This window comes from Novosphingobium olei, assembly GCF_037076535.1.
In the GTDB taxonomy this organism is placed as follows: Bacteria; Pseudomonadota; Alphaproteobacteria; order Sphingomonadales; family Sphingomonadaceae; genus Novosphingobium; species Novosphingobium olei.
In genome coordinates this window covers 1,259,733-1,274,084 of sequence record NZ_AP029021.1, presented here as the reverse complement: position 1 = coordinate 1,274,084, position 14,352 = coordinate 1,259,733, and the positions used below count along the sequence as shown (strand labels likewise).

25 protein-coding genes and 1 pseudogene are annotated in these 14,352 nt (G+C 62.8%); 11 read left to right on the top strand and 15 right to left on the bottom strand.

Going from position 1 to position 14,352, the window contains the following annotated elements; genetic code table 11:
• Positions 1–5 precede the first annotated feature (5 nt).
• The 13 genes and pseudogenes from AACH40_RS18890 to AACH40_RS06025 form a co-directional block, all read right to left on the bottom strand.
• Positions 6–146: pseudogene (locus tag AACH40_RS18890) on the bottom strand (helix-turn-helix domain-containing protein); the annotation flags it as partial.
• Positions 143–826 (bottom strand): hypothetical protein, encoded by a 684-nt coding sequence (locus tag AACH40_RS06080; protein WP_338644779.1) that lies wholly within the window; start codon positions 824–826, stop codon positions 143–145. The pseudogene AACH40_RS18890 and the gene AACH40_RS06080, both read right to left, overlap by 4 nt.
• On the bottom strand, positions 823–1,068 hold the full coding sequence (locus tag AACH40_RS06075; RefSeq protein WP_338644777.1) for a phosphopantetheine-binding protein: 246 nt from the start codon (positions 1,066–1,068) through the stop codon (positions 823–825). The genes AACH40_RS06080 and AACH40_RS06075 overlap by 4 nt, the downstream gene beginning before the upstream one ends.
• Complete coding sequence (locus AACH40_RS06070; RefSeq protein WP_338644775.1) at positions 1,065–1,388, bottom strand: hypothetical protein; 324 nt, start codon at positions 1,386–1,388, stop codon at positions 1,065–1,067. The genes AACH40_RS06075 and AACH40_RS06070 overlap by 4 nt, the downstream gene beginning before the upstream one ends.
• 52 nt (positions 1,389–1,440) lie before the next feature.
• Complete coding sequence (locus AACH40_RS06065) at positions 1,441–1,677, bottom strand: DUF2312 domain-containing protein (RefSeq protein WP_169493030.1); 237 nt, start codon at positions 1,675–1,677, stop codon at positions 1,441–1,443.
• Positions 1,678–1,697: 20 nt separating this feature from the next.
• Positions 1,698–2,789: a hypothetical protein gene (locus tag AACH40_RS06060; RefSeq protein ID WP_338644772.1), complete on the bottom strand. Its 1,092-nt coding sequence runs from the start codon at positions 2,787–2,789 to the stop codon at positions 1,698–1,700.
• A complete protein-coding gene (locus AACH40_RS06055) occupies positions 2,789–3,673 on the bottom strand; it encodes a PD-(D/E)XK nuclease-like domain-containing protein (protein WP_338644770.1) in 885 nt (294 codons plus the stop codon). Before AACH40_RS06055 ends, AACH40_RS06060 begins: the two co-directional genes overlap by 1 nt.
• Positions 3,674–3,755: 82 nt before the next feature.
• Positions 3,756–3,950, bottom strand: a complete 195-nt coding sequence (locus AACH40_RS06050; RefSeq protein WP_338644768.1) for a hypothetical protein — start codon at positions 3,948–3,950, stop codon at positions 3,756–3,758.
• Complete coding sequence (locus AACH40_RS06045; protein ID WP_338644766.1) at positions 3,947–4,195, bottom strand: hypothetical protein; 249 nt, start codon at positions 4,193–4,195, stop codon at positions 3,947–3,949. The genes AACH40_RS06050 and AACH40_RS06045 overlap by 4 nt, the downstream gene beginning before the upstream one ends.
• Positions 4,195–4,608, bottom strand: coding sequence for a hypothetical protein (locus tag AACH40_RS06040; protein ID WP_338644764.1), 414 nt, complete (start codon positions 4,606–4,608; stop codon positions 4,195–4,197). Before AACH40_RS06040 ends, AACH40_RS06045 begins: the two co-directional genes overlap by 1 nt.
• A complete protein-coding gene (locus AACH40_RS06035) occupies positions 4,605–4,907 on the bottom strand; it encodes a hypothetical protein (RefSeq protein ID WP_338644763.1) in 303 nt (100 codons plus the stop codon). Before AACH40_RS06035 ends, AACH40_RS06040 begins: the two co-directional genes overlap by 4 nt.
• 675 nt (positions 4,908–5,582) lie before the next feature.
• Positions 5,583–5,984, bottom strand: coding sequence for a surface-adhesin E family protein (locus AACH40_RS06030; RefSeq protein ID WP_338644761.1), 402 nt, complete (start codon positions 5,982–5,984; stop codon positions 5,583–5,585).
• A gap of 435 nt (positions 5,985–6,419) precedes the next feature.
• On the bottom strand, positions 6,420–7,112 hold the full coding sequence (locus tag AACH40_RS06025) for an XRE family transcriptional regulator (protein WP_338644759.1): 693 nt from the start codon (positions 7,110–7,112) through the stop codon (positions 6,420–6,422).
• A gap of 93 nt (positions 7,113–7,205) precedes the next feature.
• Between AACH40_RS06025 and AACH40_RS06020 the strand changes: the two genes are divergently transcribed.
• Positions 7,206–7,388, top strand: a complete 183-nt coding sequence (locus AACH40_RS06020) for a helix-turn-helix domain-containing protein (protein WP_338644757.1) — start codon at positions 7,206–7,208, stop codon at positions 7,386–7,388.
• An 18-nt stretch (positions 7,389–7,406) separates the two neighbouring features.
• Here AACH40_RS06020 and AACH40_RS06015 read toward each other — a convergent pair whose 3' ends face one another.
• Positions 7,407–7,694 carry a hypothetical protein gene (locus AACH40_RS06015; protein WP_338644755.1) on the bottom strand — a complete coding sequence of 96 codons (288 nt, stop codon included), beginning with the start codon at positions 7,692–7,694 and terminating at the stop codon, positions 7,407–7,409.
• Positions 7,695–8,057: 363 nt separating this feature from the next.
• Here AACH40_RS06015 and AACH40_RS06010 point away from each other — a divergent pair, with 363 nt between their 5' ends.
• The 10 genes from AACH40_RS06010 to AACH40_RS05965 are packed head-to-tail and all read left to right on the top strand — an operon-like array spanning position 8,058 to position 13,501.
• Positions 8,058–8,519 (top strand): hypothetical protein, encoded by a 462-nt coding sequence (locus tag AACH40_RS06010; protein WP_338644753.1) that lies wholly within the window; start codon positions 8,058–8,060, stop codon positions 8,517–8,519.
• A complete protein-coding gene (locus AACH40_RS06005) occupies positions 8,519–9,292 on the top strand; it encodes a helix-turn-helix domain-containing protein (RefSeq protein ID WP_338644751.1) in 774 nt (257 codons plus the stop codon). The genes AACH40_RS06010 and AACH40_RS06005 overlap by 1 nt, the downstream gene beginning before the upstream one ends.
• Positions 9,289–9,516: a hypothetical protein gene (locus tag AACH40_RS06000; RefSeq protein ID WP_338644749.1), complete on the top strand. Its 228-nt coding sequence runs from the start codon at positions 9,289–9,291 to the stop codon at positions 9,514–9,516. Before AACH40_RS06005 ends, AACH40_RS06000 begins: the two co-directional genes overlap by 4 nt.
• A complete protein-coding gene (locus tag AACH40_RS05995) occupies positions 9,503–9,946 on the top strand; it encodes a hypothetical protein (protein WP_338644748.1) in 444 nt (147 codons plus the stop codon). Before AACH40_RS06000 ends, AACH40_RS05995 begins: the two co-directional genes overlap by 14 nt.
• Positions 9,943–10,146: a hypothetical protein gene (locus tag AACH40_RS05990; RefSeq protein WP_338644746.1), complete on the top strand. Its 204-nt coding sequence runs from the start codon at positions 9,943–9,945 to the stop codon at positions 10,144–10,146. Before AACH40_RS05995 ends, AACH40_RS05990 begins: the two co-directional genes overlap by 4 nt.
• Positions 10,143–11,006: a hypothetical protein gene (locus AACH40_RS05985; protein WP_338644744.1), complete on the top strand. Its 864-nt coding sequence runs from the start codon at positions 10,143–10,145 to the stop codon at positions 11,004–11,006. The genes AACH40_RS05990 and AACH40_RS05985 overlap by 4 nt, the downstream gene beginning before the upstream one ends.
• Entirely contained in the window at positions 11,003–12,259 is a 1,257-nt protein-coding gene (locus AACH40_RS05980) for an AAA family ATPase (protein WP_338644742.1), read from the top strand. The genes AACH40_RS05985 and AACH40_RS05980 overlap by 4 nt, the downstream gene beginning before the upstream one ends.
• Positions 12,244–12,708 (top strand): hypothetical protein, encoded by a 465-nt coding sequence (locus AACH40_RS05975; protein WP_338644740.1) that lies wholly within the window; start codon positions 12,244–12,246, stop codon positions 12,706–12,708. The genes AACH40_RS05980 and AACH40_RS05975 overlap by 16 nt, the downstream gene beginning before the upstream one ends.
• On the top strand, positions 12,705–13,094 hold the full coding sequence (locus tag AACH40_RS05970; RefSeq protein ID WP_338644738.1) for a hypothetical protein: 390 nt from the start codon (positions 12,705–12,707) through the stop codon (positions 13,092–13,094). The genes AACH40_RS05975 and AACH40_RS05970 overlap by 4 nt, the downstream gene beginning before the upstream one ends.
• Positions 13,091–13,501, top strand: a complete 411-nt coding sequence (locus AACH40_RS05965) for a terminase small subunit (RefSeq protein ID WP_338644736.1) — start codon at positions 13,091–13,093, stop codon at positions 13,499–13,501. The genes AACH40_RS05970 and AACH40_RS05965 overlap by 4 nt, the downstream gene beginning before the upstream one ends.
• 16 nt (positions 13,502–13,517) lie before the next feature.
• Here AACH40_RS05965 and AACH40_RS05960 read toward each other — a convergent pair whose 3' ends face one another.
• Positions 13,518–14,309, bottom strand: coding sequence for a hypothetical protein (locus tag AACH40_RS05960; protein WP_338644733.1), 792 nt, complete (start codon positions 14,307–14,309; stop codon positions 13,518–13,520).
• Between the last annotated feature and the right edge of the window lie 43 nt (positions 14,310–14,352).

Genomic DNA, 14,352 nt, shown 5'->3' with positions numbered 1-14,352 from the left:
TCCACTTCCGCTGCGCTGATTCGGATCAGGCTACCAGGTCGGAAGCATTGCAAGCGGCCATCGCGAATCAGCTTGCGGACAAGGCCTTCGGAGACGCCCCAGCGGTCGGCCAGCTGGGGCACGGAATAGGGGCGCGGGTCGGTCATGCTGCGATCCTGTCGAAAAGGTCGGGCTGAGCCGGGTTGAGCAAGGCCGCGCCCCATTGATCAGCACAGGCATCCGCCAACCCGGGAAATGTTTCGCTCCGCAGGCGCGCGCGCTCGGCGCCCGGGGGCATGCGGTGCACCCGGCTCCACGCCTTGTGCTCATCCGTCCCAGCCTTGGGCGGGGTCAGCTTGTTCGTCGGCTGCAGGTCCGGCAGCTCGATCAGCTCGAACCCGGTCGACTTGAAGAACGGATCGCCGAACCACCACGGCTGCACGAACTGCGTCCGGCCGCGCTGCGTGCGCTCGATCGCGTGGCGGTGCATGACAGGATTTTCGAGAGCCCGCCGGCGGATGTTCCCCTTCTCTCGGCACGCGCGATAGAAGGCCGCCGCGGCGTCGAGTTCTGCCCAGCGCGGTTCGTCTCGCCCGTTCACCTTCTTCCCGCCGATGTAGAGCCAGCGGCCGCCGCTGTTGCATAGGATCGTGCACGGCGGGTGCATCACGGCCAGCATGTCCCAACCGTCGTCGAGATGGGCAAGAAGGTCATCGCGGATATGGCGGTTGCTGCCATCGTCGGCAGGCTCAAGGTCGCAAGACCAGGCATCGAAACCGAGCGCGAGAAAGGCGCGGCGCAGCACACCCGAACGTTCGCAGCCGATCAGGACACGCGGCGCACTCACGCCAAAACTCCTTCCATCTCCCGATAAGTCCGGCAGACATCGCCCACCGTCTCCCACCGCTCGATCACGGCGTCAGGTACCTCTTGGCCGAAGTGCTCCCGCAGCGCCTCGGACAGGTCGAGCGGGACCAGCGCGTCGCAGTGCAGGTCCGTTTCCAGCGACGCGGCCTCGGCGATGAGGTGGTGCGTGTGGACCGGGAGCCAGGTCTTGAGGCAGTCGTGGATCAGCGGGGGGATGGTCATGCCAGTCGATCCGCAACGAGCTTCGTGTATCCGATGATGTCGTGCCAGCTGTCGTGATAGGCAGGATCACCGTTCAGAATGCGTCCGGCCTTGTGCGCCAGCATTTCCAGCGCCTCGCGCATGTCGGCGTCGAGCTTGGCCCAATTCGGACTGTCGGCCATCGCCGCTTTGATCGCCTGCGTGATGCGGGCATGTTCGGCGAAGCTGCCGTAGCGGCTGCCGCGCTCGGCAAGCGTCTGGTCGATCGACAGGGGCGCTGTTCCACAGGCACCGCATGGCAGGTTCATCGGAACGCCGTGTGCGCAATCCATGGTGCTCATAATCTCCCGGCGCCGCTTCTTAGGCTGACGCGCCGTTCCCTTGGGGTGAAAGTCAGTCGAGCCCGAGCGCGTTCTTGTACGTCTCGACGACGCACTCCTGCTCGCGGCGGTCATCCGGCTTCATCTTGCGAAGGCGGACGATGATGCGCATCACCTTGGCGTCGTACCCGGTGGCCTTGGCCTCGTTGTAGACGTCCTTGATGTCGTCGCTGATGCCCTTCTTCTCTTCCTCGAGGCGTTCGATGCGCTCGATCAGAAGGCGCAGGCGGTCGTCGGCGGATTCGGCCATTGGTCAGTTCTCCTTGGTGGTTAGGCCGCAGCGGCCACGTCTTCGGTGCCGTTGTGCTGGTCACCGTGCTCCTCATCCGAGCGGCCCTGCGCGAACGGATCGTCGTCCGTCTGCAGCGCGGCAGCATCGGCGTCGGCACAGATCTTCTGGATTTCCTCCATGATCGGCCGGACGATGTTGCGAGCGAGCTTGCCCTCGTCGCCAGCCCACCAGGCCTTGAAGGCCTCGGACCCGCCGCGCGCCTTTTCGCGGGCAAGGTCCATCGTCTCCTTCTGCTTCTGCGCCCCGCCCTGCCCCTTGGCCCATTCGGCCATGGCGGCGCCGGTCGCCTCGGACATCGGCTTGCGCGGATCGAAGAGGTTCTTGAACTGGTCGGCGACCTTGATCTGGTGCACCGGGCAGCCGGGCGCGATCGGATCGAGGATGATCATCGCGGTCATCTCGAACATCAGGTCGGCATCGCTCGCCGGATCCCACGGCACATCGTCGCGCCGGGTCTTGGTCTTGCGCGCGTTCTTCGCCTTGTCGCCGAATCCCGCCTGCATCACCGGCTTGGCGCGGGTGCAGATGATGATGTTCGTCTTCGCACGCACGATGCGGTCGATCAGCCGGCGGTAGCGCGGCTTGACCTCGGCCCACGCCAGCTGGCTGAACTTGGCCGGATCGACGTCGTAGCGACCGTTGGCGCGCTTCTGCGCTTCCTGCACGAGGCGGTCGAGCACTTGGGCGTGAAGGTCGAGCACGCCGCCGACACCTTCCCATGCGTGGCTGAAACTGTCGAAGATCAGCACCGGCAATTCCGCGGCCTCGGCTGCGTCGATGACCTCGATCCAGCGCTCGGGACCGAAGCCGACCAGCTCACCGTCGTCGTTGATCGCGGTGAAGTCGAAGTGCGCCATCTCCGGGAACGCGGCCTTGTAGTGCAGCGCCCGCTTGTTCTCGGTGTCGACGTAGCCGATAGGCGCGCCCTTCTTGCCAGTGATGGCCTCGGCGATGCCGCGCGCGACGCGCAGCGACGTGAAGGTCTTGCCGGTGCCGGAGCCGCCGGAGATGCCCAGGGCGATCGTCAGCGGGTCGTGGATCTCGGCAACGGGGATGAAGCGGATAGGCATCAGCAATGCTCCTGCATTTCGCGCTCGACCAACCAGGCCGGCGCATCGATTTCGTGGAAGCCGGTCGGGTAGCCCGGCCAGTTGTTGGTGCGCGTGCACTCGGCCCATATCTTCCGGGCGCGCGCGGCGCGCATGGCGGCAAGGTCGAGGAACTGGCCCGACAGCTTGATCAGGCAGACCTCGTACGGCGCGCTCTTCTCTTGGAAGATGAACCCGAACTCGCGGTTCTCGCCGGTCACGGCCTTCCAGACCGCGCGGTAGTGCTCGGCCTGAAAGTCGTAGCCGTAGTTGATCACGGCGCGCAGGCAGGCTTGCGGGCTGGCGTCCTCGCAGGTCTTAAAATCCCAGATCGGCGACCGAGGATCAGCCGGCACGTTGTCGAACATGGCGCGGCACCAGACGCCGTCGATCTCGGCCACGGCGCAAAGCTCGGAACGCTCGGGGTCAAGCTGGACGCCGTGTTCTGCGAGCCGAACGCGGGCGAGCGCCGCCATCTGCTCGATCTCGTCGACAGCGTCTGGCTTGAGCGGCGTCCGTCCGGCCTCAAGCTGGGCCGCGATGAAGGCCTTCGCCTCGCTCGTGCTTGCTGCGCCGTTCTTGGCGAGGATCTCGGACGGGATGGCGACATAGTCCTCCCCGGCGCCGAGCACGGCCCGATGCGCAGCGCGGCCGACATTGAACGTCTCGCTGGTCTTGGGCTCCCAATCGGGGTTGAGACGCGGGCTGGCGTGCCAGGCATGGCGCGGCGACTTCGTCAGCAGCAGCTTGCCGAGCGTTGCCGACAGGCTGGGCACCGGTGCCGGGTCGGCATGGTACTCCGCCGCAGACATGCGGGTGACGAGCGGCGTGCCATCGCCAAGGCGGATCTTCGCGGGCGCGTTCACGACACCCACATCCCATAGGCGGCGCCCGCCTGAGCGCCGAGGATCAGGCCGAGCAGCACGTAGCGGTAGCGCAGGACGGGGGTCATGCTCCGGGCCTCCGAAGCTGAGCCAGTGCACGCGTCAGATCCATGCTGGCACGGCGAAGCGCGGCGGTGGCGGTGGTGTCGTGGTTCCACCAGTGGCCGTTGTGGTTCTTGAAGGCAGCCTTCGCGGCCTCAACGCGCTCGAGGAAGCGGTTTGCCTCGGCCTCTGCGGTTTTGATGTCCTCGATGTTCACCGCACACACTCCATCACAGGCATGAAAAAGGCCCACGCGGCGATCGCGATGCAGGCACCGGACACTGCGGCGAGAGCGAGCGAGAGGACGCGTTCTGCGCGGTCGGCGATGGCCTCGGCGCGAAACCGGGCGATCATCTCGCGCGCGGCTGCGGTGTCGGCGTCGTCCTGGTCTTGGCGAAGGTCGGCCAGCGTGCGATGCGTGGTGATCGGATAGGGGCCGGTGTAGGCGGTGGGGCGGGTCATCACCGAACCCCTCCCCGAACCTCGACAAGCCCACGATTGAGCCCGACCGGATCAGCACCCGGCGACCACGACCACGGCTCGACCGGAGCGAAGTCCTCGACGGCGACGCGGTACAGCTCGACCGGCTTCAACGGCACGAAGCGGACGTCGATCAGCTTGTCGGGGCACTTGCGGTAGGTCGGCGCACCCTGCTTGATCGCGTAGACCACAAGCAGGCGCTCGCCCTTGCCGTTGGTGTGAAGGACCTGCAGCACGTCCTTGTGGTTGCAGCGCGGGGCAGCGGGATTGACCGCGTCGGCCAGCGTCTGCGCTCCTTCGGTGTCGATCGGATAGGCCTGCGTCGAACCGGTGGGGATGCGCCAGGCGTGGAACGTGGTCGCGTGGACCGGGCGGATCGGCGAGACGGCGTTCATGCTGCAGCCCTCCCCGCCAGCACGCGCTCGAACTCAGCGTAGGCGATCGCCATGATGGCGTCGGGCTCACGGTCCCAGCGGCGGGCGACGGCGCGCTGCGTCAAAGGCCCGGCGATGATCGAACCGATCGCGCGGCGCCCTTCTTCGAGCAGGTGGATGTTGATCTCGTCCTGCAGCGCCATGTGACGCTCGGCCGGGCCCATCTGCCACAGCCGGGCAGCGCGGGCTTCGGTCAGGATGAACGGCCGCGGCTTCGGCTTAGGGAAGCGGGCTTCGATCTCGGCGAGGGTAAGAGCCATCGGGGGTCTCCAACTTGGGCCGGGTCTGCGCTTGCGGCTCACCGGCTGTTGGAGTTGCTCTATATTCTCATAGGCATATTCTCAAGAGAGAAAATTCTTATGGGAATATTTTATCTGTCCCTGGCCACCTTTATGTTAGCCGGGAGCGGCCGCGCGATCATGGCGACCGGCGAGCTTGCAGGAAGACGCTGATTTCGGGTTGCAGCAAAAAGGCTCCGCCAAAGGACGGAGCCTGATATGCCTGTAAGCCAATTCAATGTCTTTCTAATCCGCGCTCGCGTCCTTGACGCTATTCCCTGACTTAAGTCGTACTTCGAAGCTTGTAGCATTGACCATCGCCGGGAAGCGGAGCCGGGAGAAGCCTTCCAGCAGTACCTCGACAGGATTTGCAAAGACCCAAGCGCCGATGCGTAGTCCGCTACCTGGAATTGGCACCCCACCCATATTCGGTTCGCGAACCAAAGCGAGAACATCGCTGCATTTGGAACAATGGTAGCGGCGCGCGTCTGCACTGTCCTTGATCTTGCAAGAAGATAGTGGTGCCCACCGGTCGCATCGCTCACATTGGGCAATCAGTTGGTCATCCGTGATGGGCGGCTGATCAAGTGGCCTTGCTGCGTCAATAACTTCGCCAGCGGTAGGGAACTTTATCATATCCGCGCCTCTTTTCTCTGGTCAGCCCTTGTTAGGTGTTGCGCAAATCAGGTCGACAAATACCTCGCCGATAGTATCAGGGACGACTACACTAAGGCTTGGGTACGTAATGGGGCCATAAGACCGCGCCACTCCATTCACGGCGTAGGTGGTTGCTTGAACGGTGCCAGATCGGCGGGTGCTGCAATCTATCCGCTTTAGCTGAACTGACGAACGATCTTTTTCGGTTCTATCATTGCTGTAATCAATCTTGAACCAATAGTCGCCGCTACCTGCTCCCAAGGCGCGGTCATCCATATACCAGCGCGATCCGGTTGAAGAAGTGCCAACCGGGACCCAAACCGTGGCCGCTTGAACAGGTGACGCTAATGCGGCCATAGCGATGGGAAGGCGCTTCAGCATCTGTGTGGGAAACTTGATCATGTCGTACGCTCGGAAACATTTGGTCGCGGAAAGGTCAGCGAGGTAAGCAAGAATAGGTCACAGCAGGTGGACCGAGAATTGCTCCGTTCGGCAACCTTGTGCCCGCAGGGGGACCAGCCACCGCAGCCCTAGCAGCTAAGCAAGCTCTCATCGTCTTGTACGGGACCGTCTTGATCGCCGAACCTGACGCTATCACTAGATACGCCGGACCAGACGGTGCTGGCTTGACGACTGTATCATTGCGCCAAGGCACATTCTCGAACGCCTCAGACGGATTTGGCTTGGGCGGGTCTGCGGGAGCCGTCGAGGCCAAAGCTAGGGCAGCCAAAATCATCTGTTGGTCCCCTTAATAACTGAGCGGGAAAATTGACCACGGACTGCCCTGCTGCGCCGCTTTCGGGGTGGCTAGCAATGCCATAGGGATCAGTCCGCGCCTCACATCCGCCTTCCAATGAAGATCACCCTGCCTTGCAAGTGCAGCTCCCCGTCATAGGCTTCAACAGGGCGCACATATTGATTGTCGGGCATTAGCTGAATGCTGCCACTGGGCATCTGGCGCAGTCGGCGGATCATTCCGATGTCGCCATAGGTCACAGCCCAAATGACATCCTGCTCATCTAGCTCTTTGCGGCTGGTATCGATCAGGACCATGTCGCCATCTCGGATGGTAGGCTCCATACTATCGCCCGATCCCCGTACGACCCTAAGGTGGCTAGAGGCGCCGCGATAAATGCCGCGCAGCCAGTCTTCACGAAAGGGTACCAAGCCCGTGCTATCGGGGTGGCTCAGTTTGTCGATGAACGTGCCGCCCATACCGTAGGCCAAATCGACTTCCTCGACGAGCACCCAGCCCTGCTCTGCCGCGAAGTCCTCGATCGTCCATTCGCGGCGGACGTTGGTGGCGATCGCGGTGGGCTTTGGCTCCCAGGCCTCTTCCATGAACTGCGCCAGCGTGACGCCCGCCTCGGTGGCCATCTTCGCCAGCGGGAGGGCATCAGGTTGCGTTCCACTCTCCCACTTCGACACGTTCGCCTGCTTCGAACCGACCAGCTCGGCAAATGCCGTCTGGTTCAGACCCAAGTGCTTGCGCAACGCGGCGATGTTCGCGGCGAGAGTCGTTTGCCCCATGCGTGACGCATATCCGACCCCACAAGCATAATCTAATTCTTGAGAGAATATTCCTGCTTGCATGGTTATTCCTGTGGGAATATTGTGCATCCCATGGACGACATTCGACACATCCGGCGAAAGCTGAACCTGACGCAGTGCGAGTTTGCTGATCGGCTCGGACTGCACCAGTCAACGATTTCGCGCTTGGAGCGCGGCGACCTGCCGCTCGACAAGCGGACGTTGCTGGCCGCGCAAGCGCTGCTCTCGCAATCTCCTGCCTCCCAAGCCGCCTGACCTATGCGGCCGCGTCTTTCAATTCTCGCCGATCTGGTGCCGCCGAGCGGCAAGATTGGCCCATGCATTCCGGCCCTTGGCGTCGACCTGATGGCCAGTCGCGGCGCACCAGGCGACGAAATCGTTCGGATCGACGTAAGCTCTGACAGTGGCATGTCCCCGTCGCTTGAAGTCGGTCTCTGCGCGCTCGGCCTGACCTTGCCACTTGTCGAACGTGCGGGGGAGATTCTCTGCATCGAGCATGACTTCGAGAACGCGCCGGTAATCCGCGCGCCTGTACCAAACCAATCCGACGACCGGACGCATGCGAATCCCTCCTGTGACCGGGGAAACGTGCCGACCGCAGCCTCGGCTGGCAAGGCCGCCTGACCGATGGCCCCCGCGCTCATTATCGGCGTCATCGCCATCGTCGCCGCCTGCGCCTCGGGCTGCCTCAAGTTTTTCTCCGCCCTGCACGCCGAAGAGCAGGGTCTGAACTGGCCGCGCATCTGATGGCGGCTCACCCCATACCGGCCCTGCCTACTCACACAGCCGACCACCCCGGCGGCTGCGAAGCTCGGCCTGCGCGAAGGTTTGCATGCGCGTGCGGGTGCCCGGTCTTCGTAGTTAGCGCGCTCAAGGACGGGAACGGGGGATTTTTCCAAATCAACCATGAGGATGGCCTAGGCGATGCCTGACAATAACTCTGTCCTAAATCGCGGGATCACCTCGGACGGCGCGATCCGCACCGTTCTCACGCGTCATATCAAGCGCGCGCTCGACACCCGCGCGTTCACCCGGGCCCAGCTGGCGCGGGAAAGCGGCGTACACCTCGCCACGATCGACAAGATCATGAACCCGGGCGACACCACACGCCGCGTTGCGGCCGAAGATGCGCTCTGCCTAGCCTACGCGCTGGGCGAAAGCGCCGTCTCCGCGCTCGCTGGCTGCATCAACTATACCGCGAGCCGCCACGACGAGGACGATGTTCAGCCGGCGTCGATCGTGGCGACCCTGATGGAACAGGGAGCGACGATTGCGAAGGCCGCGGCTGACGGCCGGTTCGATCATGTCGAGCGCCCGCTTTGCCGGGATGCCGCCGACGCGATCATTGCGACGGTTCTGCCGCTTTCGAGCGCGGGGGTGCGGTGATGGGTTGCGCCACCTGCGGCAAGGATCTGAGCCGCGCCAATGTCTCGGGCTACTGCCAGTCCCATGTGTGGCAGGCGACGCGTGCGCTGCCGGATTTCAAGGAACGCATCCGCACCGGCATCAAACGGAAGATCGCCACCGATCCGATCTACAAGGACGGCCTCCGAAAGCGGGCAATCGCTTTGGGCCAAGACCCGGTGATCAATGAGAAGCGGACGCGGCACTTCGTTGAAGGTCGCATCTGGGAGATTGGCGCTAAAGCTGCCGCGACTCCAGAGGCTCGTGCGAAAGCCGGCCGTTCGATCAGCGACACCAAGCTGGCATGGTGCCCCCAGCACCTTCGCGAGCAATATCGCTTTCTGATCCGCAACCATTACGGCCGAGACGAAGCCCGTCGCCTGATCCTTGAGCAAGACGCCAAGGAGCGCCAGCGGCTTCGGATAAGAATGGGGGCCGAGCAGCCTCAGCGCATCCCAAGTTCGGAACCTTTCGGGCCGCCTTGCACCGCAGAGCTTAAGCTCGTGATGAACGCGGCGCGCACTTTCCATGTGCCTGTTGAGGAAATCCTCTCGCCGTCACGCGAACGGCCAGTCGTCCGCGCTCGCCAAGCGTTGATGCTGGCCCTCAAAAAGCACGGTGTGCCGATGCGCGAGATTGGCCGGTATGTCGGGTCACGCGATCGCACCACAGTCATCTACGGGCTTCGCCAGGCCGAGAGCCTTTTACTGCAGGACGAGAGTTTCGCCGACCGGTTGCGGAGCATCGCCGCATGAAGCCCCCCTACAACCAGCGCAAGCAGCCCACTCGCGACTACCATCGCGCAGCGCTCGTCTCGTCGATCATGCTGCACGCCGACCTCGACAAGCTGGCCGGCGACGAACGCGCGATCGACAGCATGGCGCGCTGCCGCAAGGTGGCGCCCGCTGTGGTGCGCCAGATCATCGCCAACGAGATCGATCGGCGGCGTTCGGTGGAGGCCCAGCGTGCAGTGGGCTGATCTTGAAAGCGCGCTCGATGCGCCGCCACGCTTTTTCGTGCAGGAACCCGACGGTGTCCGAACTTGGTCGGAAGACGAACGTTGCCGGACCTTCGTGACGCTCCTGCATCGCGGGAAGCGCGGGCCGATCAACTTCCACCACATTAAGAACGAAGGCCGCTACAACCACGCGCTCGCCAAGCGGATCGGGGTTTACGCGGGCGTCATGGATTATCGGATTGACGCCGAGCGGCCACTCAGCGCCATCCTCGAATTCAAAGGATACGATCGCCGCGGTCGCCCGGGCAAACTGTCTCAGGCGCAGATCGATTACGGCAATTCCATGCTCGACATGGGGTGGCTCGTTGCCTGTTATTTCGATCCCTACGACGCGTTCGACTGGCTCCGCCGCAATGGCTTCCCCCTTGCGAAACTGGAGCGCGCCGCATGAGCGTCCTCACCGCCATCGACACGGTCGCGCCGTCGTTCTGGCAGGACTTCACGCGCCGCATCATCCTCGCCGCGATCAAGGCCAAGTACATCAGCGACGCCGAGCGCAAGGAGCGCATCATGCTCGCGCGCCAGTGCGGCTTCATCAGCGATGACGAGTGCGAGGACTTCATCCTGTTTTGGGGGCTCGTCGAGGCGTGAGCGTGCACGATGCCATCGCCGACTTCATCGGGTTCATGGAATCGAACGGCGTCGTGCCGGTAGAGCCGATCGCGCAGCGCCTCGCCGGCGGCTCGCTGATCCGCTTCCGCTGCGAAGGTGACGGCAAGGGTCGGCAGAATGGCTGGGCGATCCTCTATCTCGACGAGCGTCCGGCCGGCGCGTTCGGCAACTATCGGATGAACACCGGCACGCTCAAGTGGAAGTCGAGCAGTGATCGGCCCGCCCTATCGCCGGAGGAGCGCGCAGCTCTGCAGCGCGAATGGCAACAGGCGCGCGACCGCCGCGAAGCCGAAAAGCGCAATAACGAGCACCAGGCCGCGCTTGCCGCATCCGATCTTTGGCAGCGCGCCGGGCCCGCCAACCTCTTGCACCCCTACGTGGAGATCAAGGGCATCGCCCCCAAGCCTCTGCGCCAGATCGGCGAGGAGCTGCTTGTCCCGATGTTCGGCCCCGACGGGTGCCTCTGGAACCTTCAGCGTATCCGGCCCGACGGCGAAAAGCGATTCCTGAAGGGCGGCCGGACAGAGGACCTGTTTTGCATTGTCGGAACTATCGACAGCACGACGCGAGAGGCCGTGCTGTGCGAGGGTTACGCGACGGGCGACGCGATCCATCAGGCGATCGGGTTGCCAGTCATCGTCACCTTCAGCGCCAAGAACCTGATCCGCGTCGCGCGACTGTTCCACGAGCGTCGCAGCGACATCACCTACACCGTCTTCGGCGACGACGATCGCGCCACCGAAGCCAAGACCGGCAAAAACCCGGGTCGCGAGGCTGCGCTAGCCGCAGCACGCGAGATCGGCGCCAAGGTCACTTTTCCGCTCGGGAGGGCAGCGTGAAGGTGGGCGACAACATCGACGCCAACGACGATTTCAATCTGCTCGGCTCAGAAGCAGTCGTGCAGGCCTTCGCACGCCGCGAGGACACGCTGCCGCCCTTCGCGCCCTACGACGACGAGGGCGAGACGGAGCGGCCGCAGATCAAGGCGACGCCATTTCTCTGGCGCGACCCGGCGACGATACCCCCTCGCCGGTGGCTCTACGGACGTCACCTGATCCGCAAGTTCGTCTCGCTCGACATCGCGCCTGGCGGGCTCGGCAAGTCGAGCGTCAAGATCGTCGAGGCACTCGCCATGGCCACCGGCCGCGCGCTGCTCGGCAAGGACATCCACGAGGGCCCGCACAGGGTCTGGCTCTACAACCTCGAGGATCCGAACGAGGAAACCGAACGCCGCATCCATGCCGCTGCGCAGTGGTACGACATTCACCCCGGCGAGGTCGAAGATCGCCTCTATGTCGACAGCGGCCGAGACCAGCCAATCTGCATCGCAGAGGAAACAGACGGCGGCGCGCGCATCGTCCGCCCCGTCGTCGAGGCCGTCGTCTCCCAGCTGCAAGAGCGCAAGATCGACGTTCTCAGCATCGATCCCTTCGTGTCGAGCCACGGCATCAGCGAGAACGACAACCGCGCGATCGACATGGTCGCGAAGGAATGGTCGCGCATCGCCGACATCTGCGACTGCGCCATCAACCTCGTGCACCACGTCCGCAAGACCAACGGAGCCGAGGTGACCGCCGAAAGCAGCCGCGGCGCGGTCTCGCTGATCGGCGCGGCACGCAGCGTTGTCGTCTACAATCGCATGACCAAGGAAGAGGCGGAGCGCGCCGGCATCGAGCCAAAGCTCATCGGCTTCTACTTCCGCACCCAGAACGACAAGGCGAACCTGGCCCCACCCGAGGCCGCTGACTGGTTCCGCATGAACAACGTCGATCTGCCCAACGGCGACAGTGTCGGGGTCGCCTCCCCGTGGAAGTGGCCCGATCCGTTTGAGGGTCTCACGTCCTGGCACCTCAAGGAAGTGCAGCGGCAAGTCGAGCAAGGCGACTGGCGCGTCGATGTCCGCGCGAAGGAAGCATGGGTCGGCGTTCTCGTCGCCCAGATCCTCGATTGGGATGCTGAAAAGAAGGCAGGCCGCATCAAGGATATCCTCAAGCAATGGTTCGCGAACGGCATGCTTCGCGAAGTCGAACGGGAGGACAAGCATCGGAAAAGCCGCAAGTTCGTGGAGGTCGGCACATGGCACACAGACTGATGCGGAACGGACTGGCGCAAACCGGCGCACAGTGTCGCGAAGGAAGCAGGCCGCAACAGACGCGCGCCCCTTCGGACATCGAAAATGCACGGTTTTCTGCCGTTTCCGGCGTTGCGCCAGTTACTCTCAGGGCTGGCGCAGAACTGGCGCAAACCGGCGCAGACCGGCGCAGTGCAGAGGCGGTGCGCCAGTGCGCCAGTTACCCCCCTAAAGGGGGGTTAACTGGGCGCTCACCGGCGCAGCCTCAGCCATCGGAACCGGACTGGCGCAGCGTCGACGAATTCGACCTCTCCGCCTGCTGGTCCACCCACACCGCCCAGATCCTCGCCGACACCATGCGCACCGCACGCGACGGCACGGACCCTGAGCCGATCCGCGACCACTACCGCGCCGCGCAAGACCCGAACCTTCGAGGCGCCATCGCCTATCTCATGGGGGCAAGCTCGTGATCCAGACCGCCGCGCGCCACGACGTCTCTACCCTCCCGCTCTTTGCCTGGGCCCTGACCATGCCGAAACGACGCCGCGACGGACGCCTTCACGACACCGGCCGGCTCAAGCCCCGCCGGCCTTGCCCGCGCGACTTCCGCGAGACCTACGTCCGCATGGGCTGGGACGGGATCATGGAACACTACCACGCGAACTGGCGCTGCATCAGCCGCTGGATCGACGAATGCGGGAGGGCTGAATTGAAGATTGAGCGTGCCGAGTTCGTGCGGGCGAACGGTGTCCGTCGGCTTCATGTGGAGCCGGGCGAGCAGTGCCTTGCCGATCGGCAGAAGCGGCGCAGGCGGTATGTCATGGGGCAGACGCTGAGCGGGAGGAGCGGGGAATGAGCCTCACACCGAAACAAGAGGCGTTCTGTCTCGCCTACATCGAGACTGGCAACGCGTCGGAGGCATATCGGCAGGCCTACGACGCGAGGAAGATGAAGGCTGGCGCCATTCACGTTGCCGCATCAAAGCTGCTCGACAACCCTAAGGTCGCACTAATGGTCGACGAGTTGAAGGCCGCGCACGCAGCCCGCCATGAAATGACCGTCGATCGCATCCGTGACATGCTGCTGGAGGACCGCACCTTTGCCCGGGATTGCGGCACACCAGCGGCGGCTGTCTCTGCTACGATGGGCCTTGCCAAGCTCTATGGACACCTGCGCGATAAGGTCGAGCACACAGGCAAAGACGGGAAGGACCTGCCAGCCCCCGCCGTCGCGATCTTCGCGCTTCCCGATAATGGGAGATGATCAGAGAAGCAGAATCTCACTTTATGCGGAGTGCTTCACTCTCCAGCTCTTCCACTATTTTTCTAACATCCCCCTGACAAGCCATCAGAAACTCTCGTACAGGCACGTCACGAAGCTTGGTATTTGCAAAAATAAGCTGCCCGGTCATCTGGAGATTAAATCGAGCCCTTCCGCCTTTACCTAAGGTGACGAGGGGAAATTCGTTGTTCTTTCGTTCCTGCAAAGGATGATGAAATATAACCTTTCCATTCTTACCAGGGAAAACTTCCAAGCATTGTAGCGTGGGAACAATATTAGGTGCAGCGCTTATTGCAATCCGATGTTTATGAGGTCCAGAAACGCGACCAAGCATCCGCAAGCGGTTGTTTCCGCCATCATACCCCTCCCCAGTTGGATACAATTCGAACGTGCGAAGAATGGGGTACAATTCAGAAGGTATATCCTTACAAACCGACTTAGTAATCGCGACCTCAAAATCGTCGGGGTTTTCACCAAATGGGAAGTGAGCGTGCCGGCAACGCTTCCCCTTTATATGTTCAGAGGCAGCTGAGCAGGCTTGGTCAAGAGCATCACGCAAATTTTTTATAACATTGGACGTGATGTATCTAATCCGTGACGGAACTGGCCTAAAGACGATCTTCGCATGTTCGTCGCCATTGATAGGGTTTTGCTCCTTAACAAGAGCATATGGGTTATTACGGAAATATTCTTCCGTAAGAGTCTTGATCTCATTGAGATCAGAATCGATTTCCTCAATAAGGAAACGGGCGCTTTCAAAGCCACTTCCATTATCGTCCCCGTACGTCAACTTTTCACTCCGCCAAATTATCATAGGCAGCGAAGTCCCAATC

What these genes read in the sequence shown, in the direction of transcription:
- AACH40_RS05965 (WP_338644736.1), top strand. Translation starts at nt 13,091, where the DNA reads ATGAGCCTCACACCGAAACAAGAGGCGTTCTGTCTCGCCTACATCGAG.
- AACH40_RS06030 (WP_338644761.1), bottom strand. Translation starts at nt 5,984, where the DNA reads ATGATCAAGTTTCCCACACAGATGCTGAAGCGCCTTCCCATCGCTATG.
- AACH40_RS06075 (WP_338644777.1), bottom strand. Translation starts at nt 1,068, where the DNA reads ATGACCATCCCCCCGCTGATCCACGACTGCCTCAAGACCTGGCTCCCG.
- AACH40_RS06025 (WP_338644759.1), bottom strand. Translation starts at nt 7,112, where the DNA reads ATGGGGCAAACGACTCTCGCCGCGAACATCGCCGCGTTGCGCAAGCAC.
- AACH40_RS06010 (WP_338644753.1), top strand. Translation starts at nt 8,058, where the DNA reads ATGCCTGACAATAACTCTGTCCTAAATCGCGGGATCACCTCGGACGGC.
- AACH40_RS06015 (WP_338644755.1), bottom strand. Translation starts at nt 7,694, where the DNA reads ATGCGTCCGGTCGTCGGATTGGTTTGGTACAGGCGCGCGGATTACCGG.
- AACH40_RS06020 (WP_338644757.1), top strand. Translation starts at nt 7,206, where the DNA reads ATGGACGACATTCGACACATCCGGCGAAAGCTGAACCTGACGCAGTGC.
- AACH40_RS06035 (WP_338644763.1), bottom strand. Translation starts at nt 4,907, where the DNA reads ATGGCTCTTACCCTCGCCGAGATCGAAGCCCGCTTCCCTAAGCCGAAG.
- AACH40_RS05975 (WP_338644740.1), top strand. Translation starts at nt 12,244, where the DNA reads ATGGCACACAGACTGATGCGGAACGGACTGGCGCAAACCGGCGCACAG.
- AACH40_RS06060 (WP_338644772.1), bottom strand. Translation starts at nt 2,789, where the DNA reads ATGCCTATCCGCTTCATCCCCGTTGCCGAGATCCACGACCCGCTGACG.
- AACH40_RS06000 (WP_338644749.1), top strand. Translation starts at nt 9,289, where the DNA reads ATGAAGCCCCCCTACAACCAGCGCAAGCAGCCCACTCGCGACTACCAT.
- AACH40_RS06045 (WP_338644766.1), bottom strand. Translation starts at nt 4,195, where the DNA reads ATGACCCGCCCCACCGCCTACACCGGCCCCTATCCGATCACCACGCAT.
- AACH40_RS05990 (WP_338644746.1), top strand. Translation starts at nt 9,943, where the DNA reads ATGAGCGTCCTCACCGCCATCGACACGGTCGCGCCGTCGTTCTGGCAG.
- AACH40_RS06070 (WP_338644775.1), bottom strand. Translation starts at nt 1,388, where the DNA reads ATGAGCACCATGGATTGCGCACACGGCGTTCCGATGAACCTGCCATGC.
- AACH40_RS06065 (WP_169493030.1), bottom strand. Translation starts at nt 1,677, where the DNA reads ATGGCCGAATCCGCCGACGACCGCCTGCGCCTTCTGATCGAGCGCATC.
- AACH40_RS06005 (WP_338644751.1), top strand. Translation starts at nt 8,519, where the DNA reads ATGGGTTGCGCCACCTGCGGCAAGGATCTGAGCCGCGCCAATGTCTCG.
- AACH40_RS06040 (WP_338644764.1), bottom strand. Translation starts at nt 4,608, where the DNA reads ATGAACGCCGTCTCGCCGATCCGCCCGGTCCACGCGACCACGTTCCAC.